We start from the raw sequence: 24580 nt of genomic DNA, 5'->3' as shown, positions 1-24580 counted from the left end.
AGTCGGACGGTAGTTTACAAGGTGTGACGGGTACGACAACTAAGGTAGACGGCCCTCAAACAGGTGCAAAAGAAGTACAATATAATGGCTCCTACTACTTTATCCAAGGTAAATATGATGAAATTGTAGTGGCAAACAAAAAGCATCCGATGGCTGCTAACTACAATCCTGGTGAAAATCCAACTGCAAAAGCTGCCTTTCTTCGATTAAGAAATGATATGATTGCTCAAGGCTATAATGTTGGTTATGCTTACAGCGGATTTAGAAGTTATGATTATCAAAAAGTTCTGTATCAAAATTATGTGAACAAAGATGGTCAAGCTGCTGCGGATCGTTACTCTGCACGTCCGGGCTATAGTGAACACCAAACAGGTCTTGTCTTTGACTTAACGGATAAAGCTGGTAATCTTTTGGAAGATGCTGCTGCAAGTACTTGGTTGAAAAATAATGCACATCGCTACGGTTTTGTAGTTCGTTATCAACCAGGTAAAGAAGCTTCAACAGGCTATATGCCAGAAGCATGGCATATTCGTTATATTGGCAAGGAAGCTGATGAGATTTATCATTCTGGTTTGAGTTTAGAGGAATATTATGGCTTTGAAGGTGGAGATTATGTTACGTCAGCAACAACGCCAAAACCGTCTACTCCGTCTTCTCAAAAGCCAGTTATTCCTGCTCAAGGCGTCTATCGTTTCACGAAACGTTCCTCTATCAAAGCGGAACCTAGAATGTCGGCTCCTGAACTAGCTTATTATAATGCTGGACAATCGGTCACTTATGACAAGGTTTTAAACGCAGACGGTGTAACATGGATTTCTTACATCGCTTTTAGCGGAAAGAGACGGTATATTGCTATTGCTTGATTTAATAGCACAACATCTACGGTTAAAAAACTGTAGGTGTTTTTTTATTTTTTAATATTCAAAAACATTGTTTATTTCTTCACAAATTTGGTCAAAAGGTGAAGGGAATGCTATTTTGTATCAGTTTTTGTGATATTTTCTGAGATTGTGAAAAATTGTGAGCAAATTTTTTGTAAACGAATTCAAAAAGTATTATGATATTAACGTGACTAAAAAAACAGATTTTGAAATTGCAATTCCATTCTCTGGTAATGGAGGATTATGATGTCTGATGTAAAAACAGTTCCTGCTGCTGTCGCCATGCTTCGTGTATTGGAAGCGTGGGGTGTTGAAAATGTTTATGGTTATCCCGGCGGTTCTGTCAATTCAACTATGAATGCACTAGATTTGGAAAAAGAAAACATTCGCTTTGTACAAGTTCGTCATGAGCAAGTTGGAGCTCTTGCGGCAGCAGCTCATGCCAAATTGACTGGAAAGATAGGAGTAACGCTTGGTTCTGCTGGTCCTGGTGCCATCAATCTTTTAAATGGTTTGTATGATGCGCGTGAAGATCATGCTCCAGTTTTGGCTTTAGTGGGTCAAGTACCAAGTACGAATATGAATTATGATTACTTTCAAGAGTTTTCTGAGTTACCCATGTTTAGTGATGTAGCAGTCTATAACCGAGTAGTGATGACGCCGGAAAGCTTACCTTATGTTGTAGATAAAGCGATTCGTGAAGCCTATAAAAACAGTGGCGTGTCTGTTATTATCATGCCAAATAATTTTGGTTATGTAGAAATTCCAGATGTAGATTATGCTTCACATACAGCAGAAAAAAGCTTGCCGCTTCCACAGGCGACAGATACTGAAGTGGATCAATTTCTTGAATTGGTAAAAGAGGCTAAACGTCCTATTTTCCATGTGGGTTCTGGTATTGGCGACAAGGCTCATTTATTGGTAGAATTATCTCAAAAATTACAAATTCCGATTGCTGTCGCGGGTCTTGCAAAGGGGAAAATCCCCGAGGACTTTGAAGCGAATTTAGGCACACTTAATCGGGCTGCTTCTAAGGTTGGTGACGAAGCATTTGCAGCAGCTGATCTTGTCATTGCTCTTGGGACAAACTTCCCATTTGCCAACTTAGTTTATCGTTCTCATGATTTTAAGTTTGTTTCTATTGATATTGATGCTGCTAATTTTGGTCGTCATCACTACTTGGATTTAGGAATTTTATCGGACTCTGGAAGTTTTCTCCAAAAAGCTTTGGAACGTAGTGCAACCGTTGCTCCGCGTCCATTTTATCAAGCTAGTGTGGCAGCCATGAAGGATTGGAAATCCTATCTGGAACGTTTAATGCAAAAAGCAGACGGACCACTAGAATTTGAACAAGTCTATCGTGAGATCAATCGTATTTCGGATGTCAATGCTGTTTATGGCATTGATGTCGGGGACAACATTATCAATAGCTTCCGTTTTTTGAACTTTACACCAGAGAAGAAATGGACAATTTCAGCTCTCTTTGCTACGATGGGGTATGGCTTACCAGCTTCTATCGCAGGTCAATTTGCTTTTCCAAATCGTCAAGTTTTCAATATTGCTGGAGATGGTGCGTTTTCAATGGTCATGCAAGATTTGACGACCCAAGTCAAATATCAGTTGCCAGTTATCAATATTGTCACTTCTAATAATTCACTCAACTTTATCAAGTCTGAACAGGAAGATTTGGTCATGAACTTTTCAGGTGTGGATCTTTATGAAGTAGATTTTGCTAAAGTCGCGGAAGGAATGGGTGTAGAGGGAATAACAGTTAAAACTTTAGAAGAATTGCCAGCTGCTTTTGATCGCGCCCTTGAAGTTTCAAGAGATGGAAAGCCTATTCTGATTGATGCCAAAATCACCGATAAGCGTGGTATCCCTGTGGAAGAGTTAGAGCTAGACATTGTTGATGGCGAATTTGTGGAAAGAATCTCTGCTGGTTACCAAGAAACTCATGGACAAATGAGTCCGGAAGAATTCTTTGCAACTTATGATGGGCAAGAACTTCGTCCGATTACAGCTTATTTCAAAGAATATGGTGTTAAGCCATAACACGCTAGACCATTTATCTTAATTTTTACAACCATTATAGGTGCAAGGGTGGGAAGTGATTTCCCACTTCTGCCCTATTATAAATTGTAAAAGTTGTTTCAATTTATCAAAATGGTATAAATTTTATACATATTGCTATTATTCTCATCTGTTAGAGAATAGGATTGAGTTTTGTCACATAAAAATGAAAGCGCTTGCTTTAAAGGCTCGATTGAATTTTCTCTATGGATATGCGCATATAAGACAGGAGGAAATATGATGTCTTACCAAACTAGTAATGCTGAAGGTCCAATTGATTTCATCAACACGTATGATTTAGAACCGATGGCTCAAAAAGTCATTCCAAAAGCTGCATTTGGTTACATTGCAAGTGGAGCTGAGGATACCTTTACTTTGCGAGAAAATATTCGTGCCTTTAATCATAAGCTAATTGTACCTCACACGCTTCGCAATGTGGAGAATCCAAGTACAGAGATTGAATTTGATGGGGATAAATTGTCTTCTCCAATCATTTTAGCACCAGTAGCCGCTCATAAGTTGGCAAATGAACAGGGAGAAGTAGCTTCAGCTAAGGGAGTGCACGAATTTGGCTCTCTTTATACCACCAGCTCTTATTCCACAGTTGACCTTCCAGAAATTTCCCAAGCCCTTCAAGGAACTCCCCATTGGTTTCAATTTTATTTCAGTAAAGATGATGGTATTAACCGTCACATTATGGATCGAGTCAAAGCTGAAGGATATAAAGCAATTGTCCTGACAGCCGATGCAACTGTTGGGGGGAATCGTGAAGTGGATAAACGAAATGGCTTTGTTTTTCCAGTTGGAATGCCAATTGTGGAAGAATACCTCCCTGACGGTGCTGGTAAGACGATGGATTTTGTTTACAAATCTGCTAAGCAAAAATTATCCCCTCGTGATGTAGAATTTATTGCTGCTTACTCTGGTCTTCCGGTCTATGTCAAAGGACCGCAATGCCGTGAAGATGTGGAACGCTCACTTGACGCAGGTGCTTCTGGAATCTGGGTGACAAACCACGGCGGTCGGCAAATTGATGGTGGGCCAGCAGCCTTTGATTCCTTGCAAGAAGTAGCAGAAGCAGTGGACAAACGAGTACCAATTGTCTTTGACTCTGGTGTTCGTCGTGGTCAGCATGTTTTTAAAGCGTTGGCTTCTGGAGCAGATTTAGTGGCTATCGGACGACCAGTTATTTATGGTTTAGCGCTTGGTGGTAGTATAGGAGTTCGCCAAGTCTTTGAACACATCAATGAAGAATTGAGAACCGTCATGCAACTGTCTGGTACACAAACGATTGAAGAAATTAAACATTTCAAACTTCGTCACAATCCCTATAATCCAACATTTCCAGTAGATCCACGAGATTTGAAATTGTATTAAATTGATAAAAAACACAGTTTCCTTTCAATCAAAGGAGGCTGTATTTTTTTGCTTCACAGTAAGATTAACATCATCTAGAGCCAGCTGTTGACCAAATCTCTTACTGATGTGTTTCACATTCAAAATAGTTTCCATAATGTGACCTCCATTTTTTCTATCGTAGAGTTTCTCCTCTCTTCAAGGATTAGTATACAAAATGCTTGTCAAATAAGTCTCAAGTAATTCTCAAATATTTCTAAAATTTACAGAGTTAAACTTTTTACGTGTAAAAAGAAGACTAAAATATAACGCAAACGCTTGCAAAGAAGTGGAAAATTATATAGTATGGAAGGTGAAAAAGATGAAAGTGAGATGCACAATGCAAAGAAAATGGTGGCATGATGCCGTAATTTATCAGATTTATCCAAAAAGTTTTATGGATAGCAATGGAGATGGAATTGGCGATTTACAAGGAATTACAAGTAAATTGGATTACTTGAAGAAACTTGGAATTACCGCTATTTGGCTTTCTCCGGTTTATAAGAGTCCGATGGACGATAACGGTTATGATATTGCTGATTACGAAGCAATTGCAGATATTTTTGGCTCTATGGAGGATATGGAGGAACTGATCGCAGAAGGAGAGAAGCGCGATATTAAAATCATTATGGACTTGGTGGTCAATCATACTTCTGACGAGCACGCTTGGTTTGTAGAGGCGCGAGAACATCCAGATAGTCCAGAGCACAGTTATTATATCTGGCGAGACAAACCAAATGATTTAGACTCTATTTTTGGCGGCTCTGCTTGGCAATATGATAAAAAAGCTGGTCAATATTACCTACATTTCTTTAGCACAAAACAACCGGATCTTAATTGGGAAAATGAAGCTCTACGTCAAAAAATTTACAAGATGATGAATTTCTGGATTGACAAAGGAATTGGTGGCTTTCGCATGGATGTGATTGATATGATTGGCAAGCTACCTGACCAGAAAATTATCAATAATGGTCCAATGCTGCATCCTTACTTGCAGGAAATGAACCGTGCTACTTTTGGGGATAAGGATTTATTGACAGTTGGTGAAACTTGGGGAGCAACTCCTGACATTGCAAAACAGTATTCAGACCTAAAGAATCATGAATTATCTATGGTTTTCCAATTCGAGCACATTGGTCTTCAACATAAGCCGAATCAACCAAAATGGGACGTAGCAGATGAATTGGACGTACCAAAATTAAAAGAAATTTTTACCAAATGGCAAAATGAACTAGGTGTAGAGGAAGGCTGGAATTCGCTCTTTTGGAATAACCATGACCTTCCGCGCGTTGTCTCCATATGGGGAAATGATACGAAATACCGCGAAAAGTCAGCGAAAGCTTTAGCAATTCTCCTTCATCTGATGCGTGGAACTCCTTACATTTATCAAGGGGAAGAAATTGGTATGACCAATTATCCTTTCAAGAACTTAGAAGATGTTGAAGACATTGAATCTCTCAACTATGCCCGCGAAGCCCTTGATAAGGGTGTGCCGCTTGATGATATTATGACCAGTATTCGTACGATTGGGCGGGACAATGCTCGCACGCCTATGCAGTGGAATGCCCATCAACATGCTGGTTTTTCAACTGGTCAACCTTGGCTGGCTGTCAATCCTAACTATCCAACAGTCAATGTTGAAGCAGCTTTGGAAAATCCGAATTCTATTTTCTATACTTATCAACAATTGATTCAATTGAGAAAGAGCAATAATTGGTTGGTAACAGCAGATTTTAAACTACTTGAAACGGCTGATAAGGTGTTTGCTTATTTACGAGAAACGACAACAAAGAAATATCTGGTCGTGATGAACTTCTCAAATGAAGAGCAAAGTTTTGTCTTGGAAAATACTGTAAAGGAAGTTTTGATTGCTAACACAGATGTAACTAAGATACTTCAAACCCATAAATTACAAGGCTGGGATGCTTTTTGTGTGGAAATTAAGTAGAAAGATTGGCAAGAACAAAGATATAAAAAATACTGTGAAAAATTCCACAGTATTTTTTGTATCGAGCTCTATCTTGGGATCAAAAGAGTCAAATTGATAAGGAGGAAAATCAAGAAGCAAGTAAGATTTGCACTTTTGGGTGTTTCCAATTGTCGGTAACAACTTCGCTTGATCGTTTCATCAAATCCGTGAGCGTACATAGCTTCTATGTAAGAATCTCGCCAATTAAAAGCGATAAAAATAGCTTTGATATAAAAGAGTGGTGACCAGAAATGAAGTGTTTTTCCTCGCAGGAGACTCGCTTCTCGGACAGCTTGGATTTCTTTTTGAATGACTGGAATGGCGTTTAGTACAACGAGCAGTCCATAGGTGAAGTGACTTGGAAGCCCTTTTTGATGCCAATAGCGCAAGAGCTGATTGAGATGAACACTATATAAAAAGGTCATTCCCAAAGCTGCTAAAGCAAAAGATCGGGTAAACAGTATCATTGCTTGACTGTTATCTCCATGAAGTTGAATAGCCCAGTAATTTGCTAATGCTGGTAGCAAAGGTAAGAGTAGTGTCCAGAAAATGCCCCACCATTTCCTTAGATAAATGAGGTGGGCGAGTACTCCTGCGACAATAGCACAGTTGAGCCACGTTGATCGGATAAAGGAGATTTCTAATGTCAAGGCAATGAGAAGGAGCACAAGTGCGAAGACATTTGTTTCTTCTTTTTTCATAGCGACCTCCTTTCTGTCAGCCCGTCGGACGTCAGCTCTACCAAATGATCACTAATGCCGTCCAAGGGCTCCAAACGATGAGAAATAATTATAAAGCTTTGCTGAGCAGCCTTGTCTTTAATCCAATAGGCAAAAAAATCACAGGCCTTTTTATCTAACCCAGTAAAGGGCTCATCCATGAGTATGACAGGAGTTTCTAAGGTTAAAATAGCCAATAATTGAATGATTTTTTTCTGCCCACCACTCAAGTGGAAAAGACTAGAATCCATTTTCCTGTCTAAACCAAATAAAGTTAAGGCTTCTTGTACCTTTGCTTGGTTTTCGCTGGAAAGAGAGGGAAGGTTTAATTCCTCTGCGGGGGTCGTCCGAATGAATTGCTTTTCAGCATCTTGAACAACAGCCGTAATATGGCGATATAACTTCTTGTTCTTCTTAATTTTTCGGCCCTGATAACGCATGCTGCCTTTGTATTTTTGCAATTGCAAAATGGCACGAAAGAGAGTGGACTTGCCGACACCGTTAGCTCCGATGAGAGTCGTAATACCTTGCTGAAAAGTAAAGTCCTCAATTGTAAAAAGTATTTTTTTGTCAAATTGACAGGAAACATGTTGTAATTGTAAAAGAGGACTTCGCTGGGTATTTTTACGTACCAGCTGATAGCTTGGGTGAGCCTTTTTTAAAAGAGCTACATCTTGTTCAAAAAGTTTCCCATTTTTTAATTCAACAAGGCAGTCGACATAGTCAGCATAGAGGCTACAATCATGGTCACATAAAATAACGGTCTTCCCCATTTCTGTCAAATCTGCTAGTAAATGAATCAAGCGTTTGCGTGCTGCTTGATCGACAGAAGCAAAGGGTTCATCCAACAAAATAATTTGTGAATCCATAGCTAGCAGAATGGCTAGAGAAACTTGTTGTTTTTCTCCGCCAGATAAGGTCAGAAAATTACGATGGAGCAAGTGTTCCACTTTCCCAAGAGTGACAGCGTGCTTGATTTTTTCATCAATCTGTTTAGCAGGCGTTTGGAGATTTTCCAAGGTAAAAATCAATTCCTCATAAAGGGTTGTCATGGTGAATTGACGGCTTGGATTTTGAAACATCATACTAAGATAGGTAACTCGTTCATGAATCGGTAAATGAGACAGCAATGTATGACCTAACTTTACCTCTCCAGCGAAGTCTAATTCATTGAAATTTGTTAAAATCCGAAAAAGGGTTGATTTGCCAGCACCGGTATCACCAATCAAGAGTGTCATTTTTCCTGTTTCAAAGGTAAAGGTTAAGTTTTCAAAGATATCTCTAAGATAAATATGCTCTAATGTTAATCCCATATTATTTACCAGCGGCTTGGTTAATCTTGTCATAAAGATTCATAATAATTTTAACTAGAACAGCGCAGAAGAAGAATACAGAGAAGAAGCGAACAATAAGCAATGCTAAGACAAAACCGGGTTTGAAAGCGTAGTAACCAATTTTGAAATATTCATAGGTAAAGCTCAAAAGGGTTGTACCAATGGCGCTGTAAGTAAGTGACAACCAATCATAGCGTTTGTATCTGGTCGCAGCAAACCCAAGCTCGCTACCAAATCCTTGTATGAAGCCAGAAATCAAAGTGCTCATGCCAAATTGGCTCCCGTATAGTACTTCAGCAAGCGCAGCTAAAAGCTCACCAATCGTGGCGCTCCCCGGTTTGCGCAGTAACATAGCCGCCATCGGAGCTGCCATACACCACAGACCAAAGAGAATTTCATTGGCAAAAGGCTCGAGCCCGATAGGTGCCAGAACAGCTGATAAGATATTGTAGAGAAAGCTAGAACCGACAAAGATTCCACCGAAAAGAATAGCCAAAAGAGCTAAGAGGATAACATCTCGTAAACTCCATTTTTGAAACATAAAAAACTCCTTCTAACAGAGCAGATGAGGAGTTTTAGCGCGACAAAATGAAATCTAATCAAAAGAATGGTTAGATTTTCTAGTTTTTCATTATACATTTCCCTGCGCCAGTATTAACTGTATCAGGTTCAATGGGTATAATCTCAGCCTCAGCACCCCAAATGTTCTTTGTTGTTTTATTATGCTGCTATTTTAACATTGATTTCTTAAAATAGCAAGGGACTAGGTTTGTCAATTGCACTGTCTAGTTCTTGTCAGTCAATAAGAAACCTACTCATATGACAAGAACGAATAGCTATTTATACTAATTGTTCTTTAGCTAAGTCGCGAGCTAATTCATCTTTAATCGTAATGCCTTCGTGTTCTAATGTTTTAATCGCCTTTGCAAATTGCAGTAAATAGCTTTTGTGAGCAAAAAACAGCTCATCCATGATCCGCTTGGCAGTATGACCTGAAGGAAGGAGGGGATTGATCGTAAAAGCTTGCAGAGCGATACCATAGTTTCCAGAAACAGCTACTTCAATGATTAACAACTCCATTGATTTCATTACTTGTAGCCGGCAGTTGGTAAAGAACCAAAAGAAACAGTTCGAGCTCCCTGAGACCCAATATAGGTCGTTACTTCTACGGTACATTCGGATGGTAAATCAAGAATGGCACCGTTATTTCGAATGGACACCACCATTTCAGTATTTTTATTGGCATAAATAGCAGCAATTGTTTCGCAAGCGGCATCTGAATAATAAACACCGCCGCGTTCTTCCAGTTGTTTTGGTTTGTAATTGAGGGCGGGATCCTTATAAAGTTCAAATAAATCGTGTTCAATTTGTTTGACTTGCTCAGCACGCGTACCGATTGTCCGATATTCCTCTAAGTTATGAGTTGATATTTCTTCAAAACGATAATAATAGCGATGATAATCACAAGGAATCATCTTCATTTGTTGAAGCTGTTCTTTAAAGTAAGGAATTTCGTAAATATTCTTAGGAATTCCTTTACTGTTATCAAATAATTTATCAATCAAGGTTAAGGCGATATCATTGCTGTCTTTATCTGCAACCTTATGCCAATGAAAATGATTGACTCCAGCGAATTGGTAAATTAAATTTTCTGAATCCATACCAAGAACTTCAACTTTTCGCATCTTGGCTGCAACTGGTATATTATAAATCCTGATGACTTTTTCCCAATTTCCATAACGCAAAACAGCTTCTGTGACCATACCTGCTGGATTTGTAAAGTTGATGAGCCAGGCATTGGGGCAGAGTCATTTCATGTCTTCGACAATTGCTAAAATCACTGGAATCGTTCGAAGGGCTTTGAAAATTTCTCCAGGCTCCTTTGTTTCTTGCCCAAGTAGTCCATAGGAAGTAGGGATTGCTTGGGCAAGAATGCGAGCGGAGAGTTGTCCCACGCGAAACTGTGTTGTTACAAAATCAGCGTTCTTCAGAGCTTCTGTCCAATCCAAGGTTGAATGAATTTTCACATCATATCCCGAAGCGTCCCACATTTTTTGAGGCATGGTGGCTACGATATCTTGTTTTTCTTTCCCAGCAGGAACATCAAGCAGCTAGATTTCTTTAATAGGAAGATCGGTATAACGTTTGGTAAATCCTTCCATTTGTCATTGCTGCCAATAAAGTGAAAACAGTAGAAGAATAATTGTAACTTTTAAAATAAATATGAACCTTTCCAGCTAGCTTTCTTTTATCTGTTGAAAAGACTTTTTACTATTTTGAATTCTGATGAATCTGTGATGAGTAGATTGTTTTCTCTTTGCATTAGATGTGTATTTAGAAATATATTTCATAGAATAGTATCAGTATTTGTGAGTATCTATAGAAAAGAGTAGGAAAAGAAAAATATAATAGAATAGTAGAAAATAATTTATTGACGAAAGCAGGTGAACTATAATGAAGGAAATTATCTTTTTAGATGTAGATGGTACGATTGTTGATTATGCGAATCATATTCTTGCCTCTGCTGTAAAGGCTATTCATCAGGCGCGTGAAAAAGATTATCTGGTTTATGTTTGTACTGGACGTAGTAGGGCTGAAATGCCTGAGGAAATTTGGAAGATTGGTTTTGACGGTATGATTGGTGGGAATGGTTCTTATGTAGAGCACGAAGGTCAGATTATTATGCATCAGTTAATTCCGTTGGATGTGGAAAAACGAGTAGTGAACTGGTTGCATAGACGCGGCTTGGAATTTTACTTGGAGAGCAATAATGGTCTGTTTGCCAGTGAAGATTTTCGTGAGGTAGCTCGTCCAGTATTACGCGCCTATGCTCAGGAAAAGGGAGTGAGTGCAGAAGAAGTAGGACAATTGGAAGCTGAAGAAGCTCTTCATGGGTTAGTTTATGGAGCTGAACTTTATCGTGCAGATCTCCATAAAATCAGTTTTATTCTCAAATCTTATCAAGATCATTTGGATTCTAAAGAAGCTTTTCCGGAGTTGAAAGCTGGTACATGGGGTGGCAAAGGAGAGCACGCTCTTTTTGGTGATTTGGGAGTCAAGAATATTACAAAGGCTCACGCAATTGATGTATTGCTCGAATATCTAGGAGCGAAAAAAGCAGATACGATTGCTATTGGGGACGCTAAGGTAGATATTCCTATGCTGGAATATTGCCAAGTTGGAGTTGCTATGGGAAATGGTGGACCAGAAATTCTAGCCATGGCTGATGTGATTACTGATGATGTGGTTGAGGACAGTTTCTACAATGCTTTTGAAAAATTAGGACTTCTTTAGAGGAATAGTTTATGACAAAAACACTTTATTTGATGCGACACGGGCAAATTTTATTCAATAAGCGGTATCGGCTTCAAGGTTGGTGTGATGCTCCCTTAACGCCTTTGGGGATTTATCCAGCTCAGGTGGCAGGTCAATATTTTAAGGATGCGGGCATTGTTTTTGATGATGCTGCCTACAGTTAACCTCAGAGCGAGCTTGTGACACATTAGAGCTAGTGACGGACGGACAAATTCTTATTTACGAGTAAAGGGGCTAAAAGAATGGAATTTTGCTCTTTTTGAAGCGCAGCCTGAGCGACTGCAATCTCAGTTTCGCACAGGAGCCACTTCTTTTGAAGATTTATTTGTTCCTTACGGAGGAGAGGCTGTTGAACAAGTTGGTGAGCGGGTGTTGATGACATTGACTGAAGTTATGGAAAAAGCTCAAGCAGAACCAATTCTAGCAGTCAGTCACGGTGGTGCTATGTGGGCCTTCTATCTCAAGGTTACAGCTCAAGATCTGGATCCCAAGGAGCGCTTTGGTAACTGTGCTATCTGTCATTTCCATTATGATCAGGGGCATTTTAAGCTAGCAGAAGTTATTGATCCACTGACAGGTGATGTTTATGACTGTAAATGAAAAAAGTCTGGGAAAATAAGATTTCTCAGACTCTTGTTTTGTAAAGAGGGGGTACCATGATGCTTTAAGTTCTGTATGTGTTAATCCTTTTTGGTATCTTGTATGTCTATCTCCCATACGCTTCTGGTAAAAATCATTGAGAGTAGAGCTAGCCCGGCTAATCCAATTCCAACATACCAGTAAGGTAAATCCAGTGTGGTAGAGCGACCAGATAGATTGACAATACCGCGAAAAAGAACGCCAGCGGCAATGGTTGCGACCGCAGAATTCCAAAGATTGAGACTGAGTCGCGAAAGATTGGGAATAAGTTTTTGAAAAATAAGGAGCATGCCCCCGCCTATCAGCGGTACTCCGAAGAGCCAGTGCATATAGACTGAAGTTTCTCCAAAACTGAAGTATTCGTAAATGCGACTAAAGATAAAGAAAAATACTGTAATTAGGGTATAGACCACCGCTGTCTTTTTAAAACGCTTGTTGTTTGTTTTAGTAACCAATGTAGACAATGTCACTCACCGCCCTTTCTGAAATTGTTCCGTTAGTCGTTGGTTTATTGAAAACTTTTCCATTAAAGTAAAGAGTAGACGAACCACCGCCATCCAGATTGTAAGCAGTTTTAACACCATAGGATTTCATCACCTGAGCTAGTTGGTAAAGAGACAGGCCTTGACTTTCAGATGTTCGGCCGTCTGATACAACGATGACATAATGGGTTTTATCAATTATCCCAATAGCTGTACGTGGATTAGAAGCCATGGATTGCCCCACTTCCGAATTACTTGAAACAGTAATCTTACCGTTGTTAACTAAAGTAGGACCAAAGGAAAGAAGGTGTACAACACCATTTTTAACCAAGTCTTTAGCAGAAGCATCATTTTCGTAAACAATTCCGAAACTCCCATCTTTATAGATTGCTAAATCACCATTACTAGCATCTTCACGAACGGTATTTCGATAGATAACACCATTGCGGATGACGTAACCAGTTGTATTTGCTCCGTAGAAATCACCGTTGATAGCCAGAATGGCATTGTTATTGGCTGCTGTAACCGAAGTCTTAGCGGTTACGTTATTTCCATATGTATTTTGTGCTAGAGCAGTTTTAAGATATTTGGGGGAGCTGACCGTAATATCTGCAATGTACACTTTTGTGTTGCTGACGTTTTTTGTAGTTAGGTTAATGGAAACATTATCGTCCTTATAGCTTGTATTTGTCTTTGTCGCATTTGTTGCTGTTTTAGCACTTGTTGTGCTGGTTGAGGTAGAAGAGGATTTGACCGTTGTAATGGCCTCTGACAGAACAAAAGTTTTTAACATGGAGTAGGTAAACGCCCCTGTCAACAGCATACCAAAGAGACTAGCATAGGTATAGGATTTTTTTAAAAATTTCATGATAAGGTGTGAGTCCTTTCTTTGAAAATAATTTTTTTTTGAACGAGCCAAGATAGGCAAAAGAGCAGTGATCCGACAATGATTTTAACAATCAGCAAATTGAGACCGAAAATGGCGTAAAATAGTCTGATCAAAAGGGTGTCGAGGATAAACAAGCCCAAGGCTAGCCCGAAATAACCAGTCCCTGTTTTGGCAACACTGTCTTTATTTTTAAAGACCAGTTTTTTATTTGTGGAATAATTGAAAATTGAGCTCGTGACACGAGCTACTCCATTTGCCAGTAAAATTTTGAGACTAGTTGGCACCGCAGCAAGCACCAAAAGGGCTAGCGCATAGACGATATAGTCAATCAAAAAACTACTAATTGAAGAAAGAGCAAATTTAAACATACCTTTGTAAATCATGAGCCCGTCGCGTATTGGTCTAAAGTGAGAAGCTTGATTGTCATTGATATAAATGGTTTCAATTGGAACTTCGCTGATAGGATATTTTGTAGAAGCAGATAACAGCATATTCATTTCATATTCATAACGCTGCCCTTCAATCTCCAACATAAATGGAATCATATTGGTTGTAAAGCCACGAAGTCCGGTCTGAGTATCTGTCACAGAAACACCAGTCTGTCGCTGAAACAGGAATCGTGTTACTTTATTTCCAAAAGCCGATCGTAAAGGAACCTTCCCAGAAAAAGAACGAACTCCCAGAATTAAGTGGTTGGGGTTTTCTTGAGCTTTTTTGATCACGCGAAAAATATCCCATACGTTGTGTTGACCATCCGCATCAGCTGTAACTACTGTCCCATATTGTCCTAAGGTATCAATATAAGTAAAAGCGTTTTTCAATGCCTGTCCTTTTCCCTGATTGCTTGGATAGCATAAAATAATAGCGTATTTCTGAGCTTCTTGAAAAATCGAATCATAACTAGCTGGGCTACCGTCATTAACAACAACGACATGCAAGGAACTCTTTGCCTTCACCCTTTGTAAAAGATGAATGAGAGTGAGGTCAGGTTTGTAAGCAGGAATGACTAAAAAATCCATGTGTGTACTCCTTTCTTAGACAAATGATAGAAAAGATACACATTAGTATAGAGACGCTAACTTAAAGCTAACTGATATCAGCTTTCTTTAAGGTTTTGGAGTAGGAAATGTAAGGAAAATGTACTAAAAAAGAAGATATTAGAGAACGTTTCAAAAAACACATACAGGTTTTTCTTGCTATTTCCCAGAAAGTTTAGTATAATAATTGTTCGTGAGTATCCCTCACTTACCCCTTGCAATAGCTGGGGGTCATTAGACCAAAAGGAGGAAAAATCAATGGCTAAATACGAAATTCTTTATATTATTCGTCCAAACATTGAAGAAGAAGCAAAAAACGCTTTGGTAGCACGCTTTGACTCTATCTTGACTGACAACGGTGCAACTGTTGTTGAATCAAAAGATTGGGAAAAACGTCGTCTTGCCTACGAAATCCAAGATTTCCGTGAAGGACTTTACCATATCGTAAATGTTGAGGCTGAAGATGCAGTCGCTTTGAATGAATTTGACCGTCTTTCAAAAATCAACGCTGACATTCTTCGTCACATGATCGTCAAACTTGACGCGTAAGAAGGGTTACTATGATAAATAACGTTGTACTTGTGGGTCGGATGACCCGAGATGCCGAACTTCGCTATACGCCGCAAAATCAAGCGGTCGCAACTTTTACTCTTGCTGTTAATCGCAACTTTAAAAATCAAAGTGGCGAGAGAGAAGCAGACTTTATTAATGTTGTAATTTGGCGCCAACAGGCAGAAAATCTTGCAAATTGGGCTAAAAAAGGAGCTCTTATCGGAATTACTGGTCGTATTCAGACGCGTAACTACGAAAATCAGCAAGGTCAACGTGTCTATGTGACAGAAGTCGTAGCAGATAATTTCCAACTATTGGAAAGCCGTGCTAGTCGTGAAGGTCAATCTTCTGGTGGCTATGCTTCCAACAACTTCGGAAATTCATCTTCCAATTTTGGTAACGCAACTTCTGCCAACCAAGTACCTAACTTTTCTCGTGATGAAAATCCATTTGGGAATACCAATCCAATGGACATCTCAGATGACGATCTACCATTTTAATGGACAAACAGAATAATGATATAAAGGAGAAAGAACATGGCTCAACAACGTCGTGGCGGATTTAAACGCCGTAAAAAAGTTGATTACATCGCAGCAAACAAGATTGAATATGTTGATTACAAAGATACTGAGCTTCTTAGCCGTTTTGTTTCAGAACGTGGGAAAATTCTTCCTCGTCGTGTAACAGGAACTTCAGCTAAGAACCAACGTAAAGTAACAACAGCTATCAAACGCGCTCGCGTAATGGCTTTGATGCCGTTCGTAAACGAAGATTAAAATATAAAAAAGAGCTTGAATTTATAAAAATCAGGCTCTTTTTATATAAAGTCAAGTGAGCAACTTAACGGGTTGCATTTCTTATGCTCGAAATTGATTTGAAGCGGTAATTTCTTATTCAAAACATCCGCTTGTTTCAGTTTCAACAGGCGGATGTTTAAATAAGAATAGAATTAGAGTTGTCTTGGTGAGGTAAGAGCGCTGCGGATGTTGAATTTCTTCTTGAGATAAAAACGAAGTGCCAACGTTCCACCACCGAACACAAGGATAAATAAATTTGGTAGTTTTGGATTTAAAATAGCTGGCAATAGGAAGGTTGTTCCATAAAGAACAATAGCCCATAATATCGTAGCAGCTGAAATGATTAGGAGCGATTTGAAAAATGGTGGCTTTTGACTTTGGTCTTGGTCGGAATAATAAAAGCGGTAAATAAAGTAATACATTCCGTAAAATACGAGTGCCCCCACCGCGCTACCAAGTACAATCGTCACAATACCATAATTGCTAGGATTTTTGGAGAATAAGTTAACACTACTATTTAAGATAGCAAATAAACTAAAGACAAATAAGAAAGCATCCATAATCATGAGATACGGATTGGTATTTTCTTTGATAGTTTGAGCTTCTTTTTGTTTTGCTTCTGAAAAATTCGCTGCCCAAACAGTAGGTGCTCCATAAAGTCCGCGAGCGGTAATTCCTTTTGCTTGATTTTCAAGAATCGTTGGGATGATTTCCTCTAGCAGGGCTTTGATTTCTTCGTCTGTCTTTCCATCTTTGATGAGTTGGTGGGTTGCGATACGGACAAATTCTTGATTTTTTTTGCTGAGTTTATCCAAAGAAACTTGTGTCATAAGATCTCCTTTTAATTAAAATAATTTTTTGTGAATGAGGTAAACTGTCAGTGAAACACTGATCGCAAAGGCGATGAAAATAATAATCCAAAAAGCATGTGGTTCCCCATTGAGTGGTAAGTCATTATTTTTGAAGTTCATTCCATAGGCTGAGAAAATCATAGTTGGAATGGACATGACAATCGTCACTAAAGCTAGAGCTTTCATGATGTTATTTTGATTATTTGAAATGATAGAAGCAAACGTATCTGTCATACTGTGCAAGATATTTCCATAAATATCCGCCATCTCAATTGCCTGTTGAGTTTCGATGAGTGTATCTTCTAGCAAATCCTCATCTTCCAAATATTTTTTGATATTACTTGTAGCGCTGGTTAATTTTTTTATTACACGCTCATTGGTTTTTAAGGACGCTTTGAAATAGACAATCGTTTTTTCAAGTTCCATGAGTTCAATTAGTTCTTCATTCCGAGTTGACTTGTGTAGCTGACTTTCAATTTGCTCGCTTTTACGATCAATGGAACGAAGCGCTGTCAAATACAGCTCGGCGTTTCGATAAAGAATTTGGAAAATAAAGCGAGAACGCATAAACGTATAGAAATTACGTAACCGTCGATTAATAAAAATATCGAGCAATGGAAGTTTTTCCAAACAGGTAGTAATAATCGCATCTTCGGTAATAATAATCCCTAGAGGGATGGTTACATAGTAAGTCTGATTATTTCGCTCCTCTGTAATTGGAACATCCACGATAATCAAAGTATATTCATCTTCGATGGTAACACGAGACATTTCCTCTGCGTCAAGGGGTGCTCGTAAGTCCGTAATATCAATGTCAAAGGCATTGGAAATTTCAGTAGACTCACTTTGAGAAGGGTTGACTAAATTGATCCAAGTCCCCGACTCAAGCGTATCAATTTCTTTAAATTCAGTTGTTGTTGATAGAAAGACTTGTTTCATGTTTTCCTCCTTCAGTTATTTGCACACCGTACTATTATACTATAAAATTCCGAGTTTTTGGGTAAAAGATTGAAGAAAATTTTGTTATAATAGAAAGAAGTTTAAAATAAAGTGTGGTAAGAATGCAGGATAAAATTATCATTCATGGAGCGCGAGCCCATAATTTAAAAAATATTGATGTTACGATTCCGCGGGACAAACTGGTTGTAGTGACTGGTTTGTCTGGTTCGGGCAAATCTAGTTTAGCTTTTGATACTCTCTATGCAGAGGGACAACGGCGTTATGTGGAAAGTCTGTCGGCTTATGCCCGTCAATTTTTGGGCAATATGGAAAAACCGGATGTGGATTCAATTGACGGTCTTAGCCCTGCTATTTCTATTGACCAAAAAACGACTAGCAAGAATCCTCGTTCAACAGTCGGAACAGCTACAGAAATCAATGATTACCTCCGTTTGCTCTATGCGCGTGTGGGAACTCCATATTGTATCAATGGGCATGGAGCCATTAAAGCTTCTTCTGTAGAACAAATCGTCAATCAAGTTTTGGAATTACCCGAACGTCAGCGATTACAAATTCTAGCGCCAGTTATCCGTAAGAAAAAAGGACAGCACAAGACAATATTTGATAAAATCCAAAAAGATGGGTACGTACGAGTGCGCGTGGACGGGGACGTTTATGATGTAACCGAAGTCCCAGAGCTTTCTAAAACGAAAAAGCATGATATCGAAGTAGTGGTAGACCGGATTGTCATTAAGGGCGGTGTACGCAGTCGTCTCTTTGACTCGGTAGAAGCGGCTCTTCGTCTGGCTGAAGGCTACGTGGTGATTGATACGATGGATGGCAAAGAATTACTCTTTTCCGAGCATTATGCCTGTCCAGTCTGTGGTTTTACGGTTCCTGAACTAGAACCGCGCCTTTTCTCTTTTAATGCCCCATTTGGATCCTGCTCTGACTGTGACGGCTTAGGTATCAAGTTAGAGGTTGATTTGGATCTTGTAGTGCCTGATAGTAGTAAAACATTACGTGAAGGAGCTCTAGCACCGTGGAATCCAATTTCTTCTAGTTATTATCCACAAATGTTAGCTCAGGCGATGGAAGCCTTTGGTATCGATATGGATAAGCCTTTTGAGGAATTGAATGAGGAAGAAAAACAGCTGATTTTCTTTGGCTCAGATGGTCGGGAATTCCATTTTCACTATGAAAATGAATTTGGTGGCGTGCGGGATATCGACATCCCTTTTGAAGGAGTAGTAACCAATATCAACCGCCGCTATCATGAAACTAACAGTGATTTTACCCGTAGCCAAATGCGACTTTATATGAATGAGCTGACTTGCGCAAGCTGTCATGGTTATCGACTGAATCCACAAGCCTTGTCTGTTAAAGTAGGCGGTGAAAATGGTCTCAATATTGGTCAAGTGTCTGATTTGTCTATTGCAGATCATTTAGAATTACTTTCTCATCTGACTTTGACTGAAAATGAAGTGGCCATTGCAACACCGATTATCAAAGAAATCCGAGATCGCTTGACTTTTCTGAATAATGTCGGGCTTAATTACTTGACACTATCTCGTTCTGCTGGAACTCTATCAGGTGGTGAGAGTCAGCGGATTCGCTTGGCAACTCAAATTGGCTCCAACCTCAGTGGTGTTCTTTATATCTTGGATGAGCCCTCTATTGGTCTACACCAGCGGGATAACAATCGCTTGATTGCCAGTCTCAAAAAAATGCGTGATTTGGGCAATACTCTCATTGTGGTTGAACATGATGAAGATACTATGCGTGAAGCTGATTGGTTGATTGATGTTGGACCTGGAGCAGGTGTTTTTGGTGGTGAAATTGTTGCGGCAGGCACTCCAGAGCAAGTTGCAAAAAACAAGAAATCAATTACAGGTCAGTATTTATCGGGCAAACGTGAAATTCCAGTGCCATTGGAGCGCCGCGTAGGAAACGGTCGCTTTATTGAAGTAACAGGTGCGCGAGAGCACAATTTGCAAAACATCACGGCACGCTTCCCGTTGGGAAAATTTATAGCTGTGACAGGGGTTTCCGGTTCTGGGAAATCGACCTTGGTTAATTCCATTTTGAAAAAAGCAATCGCTCAAAAACTCAATCGTAATTCAGACAAACCGGGTAAATTCAAAAATATTTCAGGCATTGAGCATATTGATCGTTTGATTGATATTGACCAGAGCCCGATTGGCCGAACACCAAGATCCAATCCAGCGACGTATACTGGCGTCTTTGATGATATTCGCGATCTCTTTTCTCAGACTAACGAAGCCAAGATTCGTGGGTATAAAAAAGGGCGTTTCTCTTTCAATGTGAAGGGGGGGCGCTGCGAGGCCTGCTCTGGGGATGGGATTATCAAGATTGAGATGCACTTTTTACCAGATGTTTATGTCCCTTGTGAGGTTTGCCATGGAACACGGTACAATAGTGAAACCTTGGAAGTGCATTACAAGGAGAAGAATATTTCGCAAGTCCTTGACATGACGGTCAATGATGCAGTGGAATTTTTTAAGCATATTCCTAAAATTGAGCGGAAACTTCAAACCATCAAAGATGTAGGGCTGGGTTATGTAACCTTGGGGCAACCTGCCACAACTCTGTCTGGTGGGGAGGCTCAGCGGATGAAACTAGCCAGCGAACTTCACAAGCGCTCAACAGGTAAGTCTTTCTATATTCTGGATGAACCAACTACAGGTCTGCACACGGAGGATATTGCGAAACTTCTCCAAGTGTTATCACGTTTTGTAGACGATGGCAGCACGGTTCTCGTCATCGAACATAATTTGGACGTTATTAAGACGGCCGATCACATTATTGACCTTGGACCAGAAGGTGGTATTGGTGGAGGTACTATTATTGCTACTGGTACACCGGAAGAAGTAGCTGCAAACTCTGCTAGCTATACTGGCCAGTATCTAAAAGGAAAGTTAAAATAAGATTTAAAAGACTCTGCTTTTTTAGGCAGAGTCTTTTTTATAATAAATTACGAATTTTTTCTTTTATAAATGGGTTAAGAGAATAGTGTTTATCCAGATATTTTAGGAGTGCTTGAGCAGACTCAGAAATGCGTTCGTAACCTTGCAAAAAGTGAGGCAATTGCTTGGCTTCCTTTGGATAACCTTCTTCAAATCGTCTGTTGGTATTAAAGACATCTATAAAATTAGATTTAGAAGTTGTTTCCAAACTGATTAGTTCAGTCCAAAGTTTGACGGATCTGTTTTGGATGAAATCATAAGCAGCCAATTTTTCGCCTCGCTGATAGCGACCTAGCCCTAAATATAGATTACATGAAATTTCTCCCAACAGCCATTCGCGGTCTCTGTTTTCTTTTGATGGCAGTCTTTGTGGCTGACAGATTGTTTCATCAAAACCGACCTCCTTCCAGATAATCTTGCCCTCAGCGAAGGGAATGTTTACTAGTTCATGAGCTTCAAAGACAGCAAATTCACAAAAAACATCATCTTCAAATAGAACTTTATGTCCGTCTACTGTATTTTGGTAGTGAAATGCAATTGGTTCTAGCTTACTTAACCAGGTTAGGTCTTGGATATAGGTCTGCTTGTAGCCATCTTTTACAATAACAAAGAAGTCTAAATCTGAGTACTGATCCAATCGTTCTCTTTCTGTTCCGCAAGAACCAAGTGCCAGCAAAGCTAGTGCTTGGTTCGAATCTTTTAGAGACTGACCAATCTCATCTAGTCTTTGTAACAGTAATTCTGTTTTATTCATATCGTTACCTCATTCTTTCTTGTTTAACAAAAATTATACATTTAGCGCTTTCAAATGTCAATTTCATCTAATCCTAGCTATATAGATTGTATTATTTTCGGTATTTTTTTGCTATAATAAATTGAATCATTTTACGGAGGTTTTCTCATGTTATCAAGAGTTGAAAAATTTGAAGTAGCCTTAAAACAGACAGAGTGTGATGCTGTCTTAGTAACCAATCTGAAGAATATTTACTATCTGACGGGTTTTAGCGGAACAGAAGCGACAGTTTTCATTAGCAAAACGCGACGGATTTTTTTGACAGATTCCCGCTACACCTTGATTGCCAAAGGTGTGGTCAAAGGATTTGATATTATTGAAACGCGTGATGCTTTGGGGGAAATCGCTAAAATCATTGGGGACGATAAATTAGAAAAAATTGGCTTTGATGATCAAGTGTCCTATGTCTATTTCAAGATGCTGAAAAGCGTATTTGCAGCCTATGAACTGATACCTATGAGCAGTTTCATCGAGAATCTGCGCATGATAAAAGATGCGGAAGAAATTGATACGATTCGAAAAGCTTGTCAAATTTCCGATCAAGCCTTTCTAGATGTATTAGACTTTATCAAACCAGGTGAGACAACTGAGTTGGCAGTTATGAACTTTTTAGATGCTCGCATGCGCAAACTTGGTGCTTCAGGTGCGTCTTTTGACTTCATCATCGCCTCAGGATACCGTTCTGCCATGCCTCATGGAGTAGCTAGTGAGAAAGTGATTCAAACTGGTGAAACCTTGACGATGGACTTTGGTTGTTATTACAATCACTATGTTAGCGATATGACACGAACTATTCATGTAGGTCATGTGACGGATGAGGAACGTGAGATTTATGATATTGTCTTGCGTGCCAACAAGGCTTTGATTGATCAAGCCAAGGCTGGAGTCAGTCGTATTGACTTTGATCGGATTCCACGTCAGATCATCAATGATGCGGGTTACGGAGCTTATTTTACTCATGGGATTGGTCATGGAATTGGGCTTGATATTCATGAAATTCCTTACTTTGGTAAGTCCTCTGAGCCGATTGAAATAGGGATGGTTTTAACAGATGAGCCAGGTATCTATCTGGATGGTAAATATGGCGTCCGTATTGAAGATGATCTTGTCATCACGGAAACAGGTTGCGAAGTATTGACTCTTGCCCCAAAAGAGCTAATTGTAATTTGAGAATTGTCAATCTTTATGATAAAATAAAGAGAAATCTATTTTAAAAGAGGTAATAATAATGATTGAAGCAAGTAAGCTGAAAGCTGGTATGACGTTTGAAACAACGGATGGGAAATTGATTCGTGTCCTTGAAGCAAGCCACCATAAACCAGGTAAAGGAAATACTGTTATGCGTATGAAACTACGTGATGTACGTACAGGTTCAACTTTTGATACAACTTACCGTCCAGAAGAAAAATTTGAACAAGCGATTATTGAAACACGTCCAGCACAGTACTTATACCAGATGGATGACACGGCTTATTTCATGGATACAGAGTCATTTGAGCAATATGAAATCCCAGTAGCAAATGTAGAGCAAGAATTGAAATTTATCCTTGAAAATTCAGAAGTGAAAATTCAATTCTACGGAAGTGAAGTTATTGGTGTTACGGTTCCAACGACCGTAGAGTTAGTTGTAACAGATACACAACCTTCTATTAAAGGAGCAACAGTAACAGGTTCTGGTAAACCAGCTACTCTTGAAACGGGTCTCGTAGTAAACGTACCGGACTTTATCGAAGTCGGACAAAAATTGATTATCAATACGCAAGAAGGAACCTACGTTTCTCGTGCATAATTTATTCTAAGAACTAGAAGTTCTTAAATTACTATTAAACTCAGACTAAGAGTCTGACAAATATTGAACAGACTCCTTGAATGTCTTTGTGTCTTAAGAAAGGACAAGTTATGGCAACTGAACAATTAGGCGAAATCGTTATCGCACCACGTGTTTTAGAAAAAATTATTGCCATTGCAACGGCTAAAGTGGATGGCGTTTACTCTTTCGCAAATAAAAGCATGTCTGATAGCCTTGCAAAACGTTCTTTAGGACGTGGCGTCTATCTTCATACCGCCAATGATGGTGAAGTAACTGTTGATATTTATTTATATTTAGAATACGGTGTAGGTGTTCCAGCGGTAGCAGTGGCTATTCAGAAAGCAGTGAAAAGTGCTGTTTCTGATATGGCAGAGGTTGAATTATCTGCAGTGAACATTCATGTAGCTGGCATTGTTCCAGAAAAAACACCAAAACCGGATTTAAAAGATTTGTTCGATGAGGATTTTCTCAATGACTGATGTACAGCTGGAAATGAGAAGACAACTACGTGAGCGTGCTTTTCAAGCGTTAATGAGTTTGGAATATGAAAGAAATGTGATAGAAGCTTGTCGCTTTGCATATACATATGATAAAGATTCTACAAGCGATTCAGATGTGGAAATTCCTACATTTTTATTGAACCTTGTCATAGGTGTCGAACAGTCCAAAAGTGAATTGGATGAGAAAATAGGTCAATATCTAAAAGAAGGCTGGACCTTAGGACGTCTTACATTAGTAGAAAAAAATATTCTTCGTTTGGGACTGTTTGAAATGACAGAATTTGATACTCCTCAACTAGTTGCAATCAATGAAGCAATTGAGTTATCTAAGAAGTTCTCAGATGAGAAATCAAGCAAGTTTATCAATGGTATCCTGAGTAAATTTATCACAGAATAAAATTTTAAGAAGAAATGGATATAGGATTGAGAGAGCAGTAGTTCTCTCTTTTTCACTTTCATTGCTGAACAGGATCAGAAAGTTTCTAAAGTGATAGGGAAGTCACCAAGAAGGTTAGAAGGGAGATGATAACGGAAAGAATAGATAGTAGAAGCTCAAAGAGCCCTCCTTCATGATACCCTAAAGAGGTAAGAAAAAAGGAGGGTTATGAAATGGACTTCAAG

22 protein-coding genes, 2 pseudogenes and 1 riboswitch are annotated in these 24580 nt (G+C 39.2%); of the genes and pseudogenes, 14 read left to right on the top strand and 10 right to left on the bottom strand.

All coding sequences use genetic code 11. The features are described 5' to 3' along the window. The 4 genes from ldcB to HMPREF2542_RS00760 form a co-directional block, all read left to right on the top strand. Positions 1-863 (top strand): LD-carboxypeptidase LdcB/DacB (gene ldcB / locus HMPREF2542_RS00775; protein WP_186822121.1); only part of this gene is annotated, 863 nt, incomplete at its 5' end. 264 nt (positions 864-1127) lie between these two features. Next, complete coding sequence (spxB, locus tag HMPREF2542_RS00770) at positions 1128-2933, top strand: pyruvate oxidase (RefSeq protein ID WP_058670121.1); 1806 nt, start codon at positions 1128-1130, stop codon at positions 2931-2933. A 258-nt stretch (positions 2934-3191) separates the two neighbouring features. Next, positions 3192-4328: an L-lactate oxidase gene (lctO, locus tag HMPREF2542_RS00765; protein ID WP_003070883.1), complete on the top strand. Its 1137-nt coding sequence runs from the start codon at positions 3192-3194 to the stop codon at positions 4326-4328. 358 nt (positions 4329-4686) lie between these two features. Continuing rightward, on the top strand, positions 4687-6294 hold the full coding sequence (locus tag HMPREF2542_RS00760) for a glycoside hydrolase family 13 protein (protein ID WP_058670122.1): 1608 nt from the start codon (positions 4687-4689) through the stop codon (positions 6292-6294). Between the two features lie 68 nt (positions 6295-6362). On the opposite strand, the gene HMPREF2542_RS00755 is transcribed toward HMPREF2542_RS00760, so the two are convergent. The 4 genes and pseudogenes from HMPREF2542_RS00755 to HMPREF2542_RS10025 form a co-directional block, all read right to left on the bottom strand. Further along, positions 6363-7016, bottom strand: a complete 654-nt coding sequence (locus HMPREF2542_RS00755; protein WP_058670125.1) for an energy-coupling factor transporter transmembrane component T — start codon at positions 7014-7016, stop codon at positions 6363-6365. Then, positions 7013-8347, bottom strand: coding sequence for an ATP-binding cassette domain-containing protein (locus tag HMPREF2542_RS00750; protein WP_058670127.1), 1335 nt, complete (start codon positions 8345-8347; stop codon positions 7013-7015). The genes HMPREF2542_RS00755 and HMPREF2542_RS00750 overlap by 4 nt, the downstream gene beginning before the upstream one ends. Position 8348: 1 nt before the next feature. After that, positions 8349-8909, bottom strand: coding sequence for an ECF transporter S component (locus HMPREF2542_RS00745; RefSeq protein WP_058670129.1), 561 nt, complete (start codon positions 8907-8909; stop codon positions 8349-8351). A gap of 82 nt (positions 8910-8991) precedes the next feature. Continuing rightward, a riboswitch (TPP riboswitch) is annotated at positions 8992-9079 on the bottom strand. A 129-nt stretch (positions 9080-9208) separates the two neighbouring features. Next, positions 9209-10479 (bottom strand): annotated as a pseudogene (locus HMPREF2542_RS10025) (6-phospho-beta-glucosidase). Positions 10480-10822: 343 nt separating this feature from the next. Between HMPREF2542_RS10025 and HMPREF2542_RS00725 the strand changes: the two are divergent. Both HMPREF2542_RS00725 and HMPREF2542_RS09395 read left to right on the top strand, forming a co-directional pair. Next, a complete protein-coding gene (locus HMPREF2542_RS00725) occupies positions 10823-11662 on the top strand; it encodes a Cof-type HAD-IIB family hydrolase (RefSeq protein WP_058670135.1) in 840 nt (279 codons plus the stop codon). An 11-nt stretch (positions 11663-11673) separates the two neighbouring features. Continuing rightward, a pseudogene (locus tag HMPREF2542_RS09395) lies at positions 11674-12283 on the top strand (histidine phosphatase family protein). Between the two features lie 80 nt (positions 12284-12363). Here the strand turns inward: HMPREF2542_RS09395 and HMPREF2542_RS00710 are convergent. Genes HMPREF2542_RS00710 through HMPREF2542_RS00700 form a run of 3 tightly spaced genes read right to left on the bottom strand, consistent with a single transcriptional unit; the run spans position 12364 to position 14712 of the window. Beyond that, a complete protein-coding gene (locus HMPREF2542_RS00710) occupies positions 12364-12792 on the bottom strand; it encodes a hypothetical protein (protein WP_058670138.1) in 429 nt (142 codons plus the stop codon). Then, a complete protein-coding gene (locus HMPREF2542_RS00705; RefSeq protein ID WP_058670139.1) occupies positions 12767-13672 on the bottom strand; it encodes a phosphodiester glycosidase family protein in 906 nt (301 codons plus the stop codon). The genes HMPREF2542_RS00710 and HMPREF2542_RS00705 overlap by 26 nt, the downstream gene beginning before the upstream one ends. After that, complete coding sequence (locus HMPREF2542_RS00700; RefSeq protein ID WP_058670141.1) at positions 13669-14712, bottom strand: bifunctional glycosyltransferase family 2/GtrA family protein; 1044 nt, start codon at positions 14710-14712, stop codon at positions 13669-13671. The genes HMPREF2542_RS00705 and HMPREF2542_RS00700 overlap by 4 nt, the downstream gene beginning before the upstream one ends. A gap of 276 nt (positions 14713-14988) precedes the next feature. On the opposite strand from HMPREF2542_RS00700, the gene rpsF reads away from it, so the two are divergent. Genes rpsF through rpsR form a run of 3 tightly spaced genes read left to right on the top strand, consistent with a single transcriptional unit; the run spans position 14989 to position 16058 of the window. Next, on the top strand, positions 14989-15279 hold the full coding sequence (rpsF, locus tag HMPREF2542_RS00695; protein WP_003026325.1) for a 30S ribosomal protein S6: 291 nt from the start codon (positions 14989-14991) through the stop codon (positions 15277-15279). Between the two features lie 11 nt (positions 15280-15290). Next, positions 15291-15782, top strand: coding sequence for a single-stranded DNA-binding protein (locus tag HMPREF2542_RS00690; RefSeq protein ID WP_003030533.1), 492 nt, complete (start codon positions 15291-15293; stop codon positions 15780-15782). Positions 15783-15818: 36 nt separating this feature from the next. Next, positions 15819-16058, top strand: coding sequence for a 30S ribosomal protein S18 (gene rpsR / locus HMPREF2542_RS00685; protein ID WP_000068664.1), 240 nt, complete (start codon positions 15819-15821; stop codon positions 16056-16058). A gap of 173 nt (positions 16059-16231) precedes the next feature. Here rpsR and HMPREF2542_RS00680 read toward each other — a convergent pair whose 3' ends face one another. After that, entirely contained in the window at positions 16232-16909 is a 678-nt protein-coding gene (locus HMPREF2542_RS00680; RefSeq protein ID WP_003070862.1) for a DUF1129 domain-containing protein, read from the bottom strand. Positions 16910-16924: 15 nt separating this feature from the next. Then, on the bottom strand, positions 16925-17869 hold the full coding sequence (locus HMPREF2542_RS00675; RefSeq protein WP_003070861.1) for a magnesium transporter CorA family protein: 945 nt from the start codon (positions 17867-17869) through the stop codon (positions 16925-16927). A 122-nt stretch (positions 17870-17991) separates the two neighbouring features. Here HMPREF2542_RS00675 and uvrA point away from each other — a divergent pair, with 122 nt between their 5' ends. Continuing rightward, positions 17992-20817, top strand: a complete 2826-nt coding sequence (uvrA, locus tag HMPREF2542_RS00670) for an excinuclease ABC subunit UvrA (protein WP_058670146.1) — start codon at positions 17992-17994, stop codon at positions 20815-20817. A 37-nt stretch (positions 20818-20854) separates the two neighbouring features. On the opposite strand, the gene HMPREF2542_RS00665 is transcribed toward uvrA, so the two are convergent. Further along, on the bottom strand, positions 20855-21610 hold the full coding sequence (locus HMPREF2542_RS00665) for a hypothetical protein (protein ID WP_058670147.1): 756 nt from the start codon (positions 21608-21610) through the stop codon (positions 20855-20857). A 147-nt stretch (positions 21611-21757) separates the two neighbouring features. Between HMPREF2542_RS00665 and HMPREF2542_RS00660 the strand changes: the two genes are divergently transcribed. The 4 genes from HMPREF2542_RS00660 to nusB all read left to right on the top strand — a co-directional run bounded on the left by HMPREF2542_RS00660 (position 21758) and on the right by nusB (position 24356). Continuing rightward, the gene (locus HMPREF2542_RS00660; RefSeq protein WP_058670148.1) at positions 21758-22819 is read left to right on the top strand and encodes a M24 family metallopeptidase; all 1062 of its coding nucleotides are present in this window, start codon (positions 21758-21760) and stop codon (positions 22817-22819) included. A gap of 58 nt (positions 22820-22877) precedes the next feature. Beyond that, positions 22878-23438 (top strand): elongation factor P, encoded by a 561-nt coding sequence (efp, locus tag HMPREF2542_RS00655; protein ID WP_003026309.1) that lies wholly within the window; start codon positions 22878-22880, stop codon positions 23436-23438. A gap of 110 nt (positions 23439-23548) precedes the next feature. Further along, the gene (locus HMPREF2542_RS00650; RefSeq protein ID WP_058670149.1) at positions 23549-23938 is read left to right on the top strand and encodes an Asp23/Gls24 family envelope stress response protein; all 390 of its coding nucleotides are present in this window, start codon (positions 23549-23551) and stop codon (positions 23936-23938) included. Next, on the top strand, positions 23931-24356 hold the full coding sequence (nusB, locus tag HMPREF2542_RS00645; RefSeq protein WP_049481980.1) for a transcription antitermination factor NusB: 426 nt from the start codon (positions 23931-23933) through the stop codon (positions 24354-24356). The genes HMPREF2542_RS00650 and nusB overlap by 8 nt, the downstream gene beginning before the upstream one ends. Positions 24357-24580 lie beyond the last annotated feature (224 nt).

This window comes from Streptococcus sp. HMSC034B05, from assembly GCF_001809055.1.
GTDB lineage: Bacteria > Bacillota > Bacilli > Lactobacillales > Streptococcaceae > Streptococcus > Streptococcus constellatus.
This window is presented reverse-complemented; position numbering and strand designations above follow the sequence as displayed.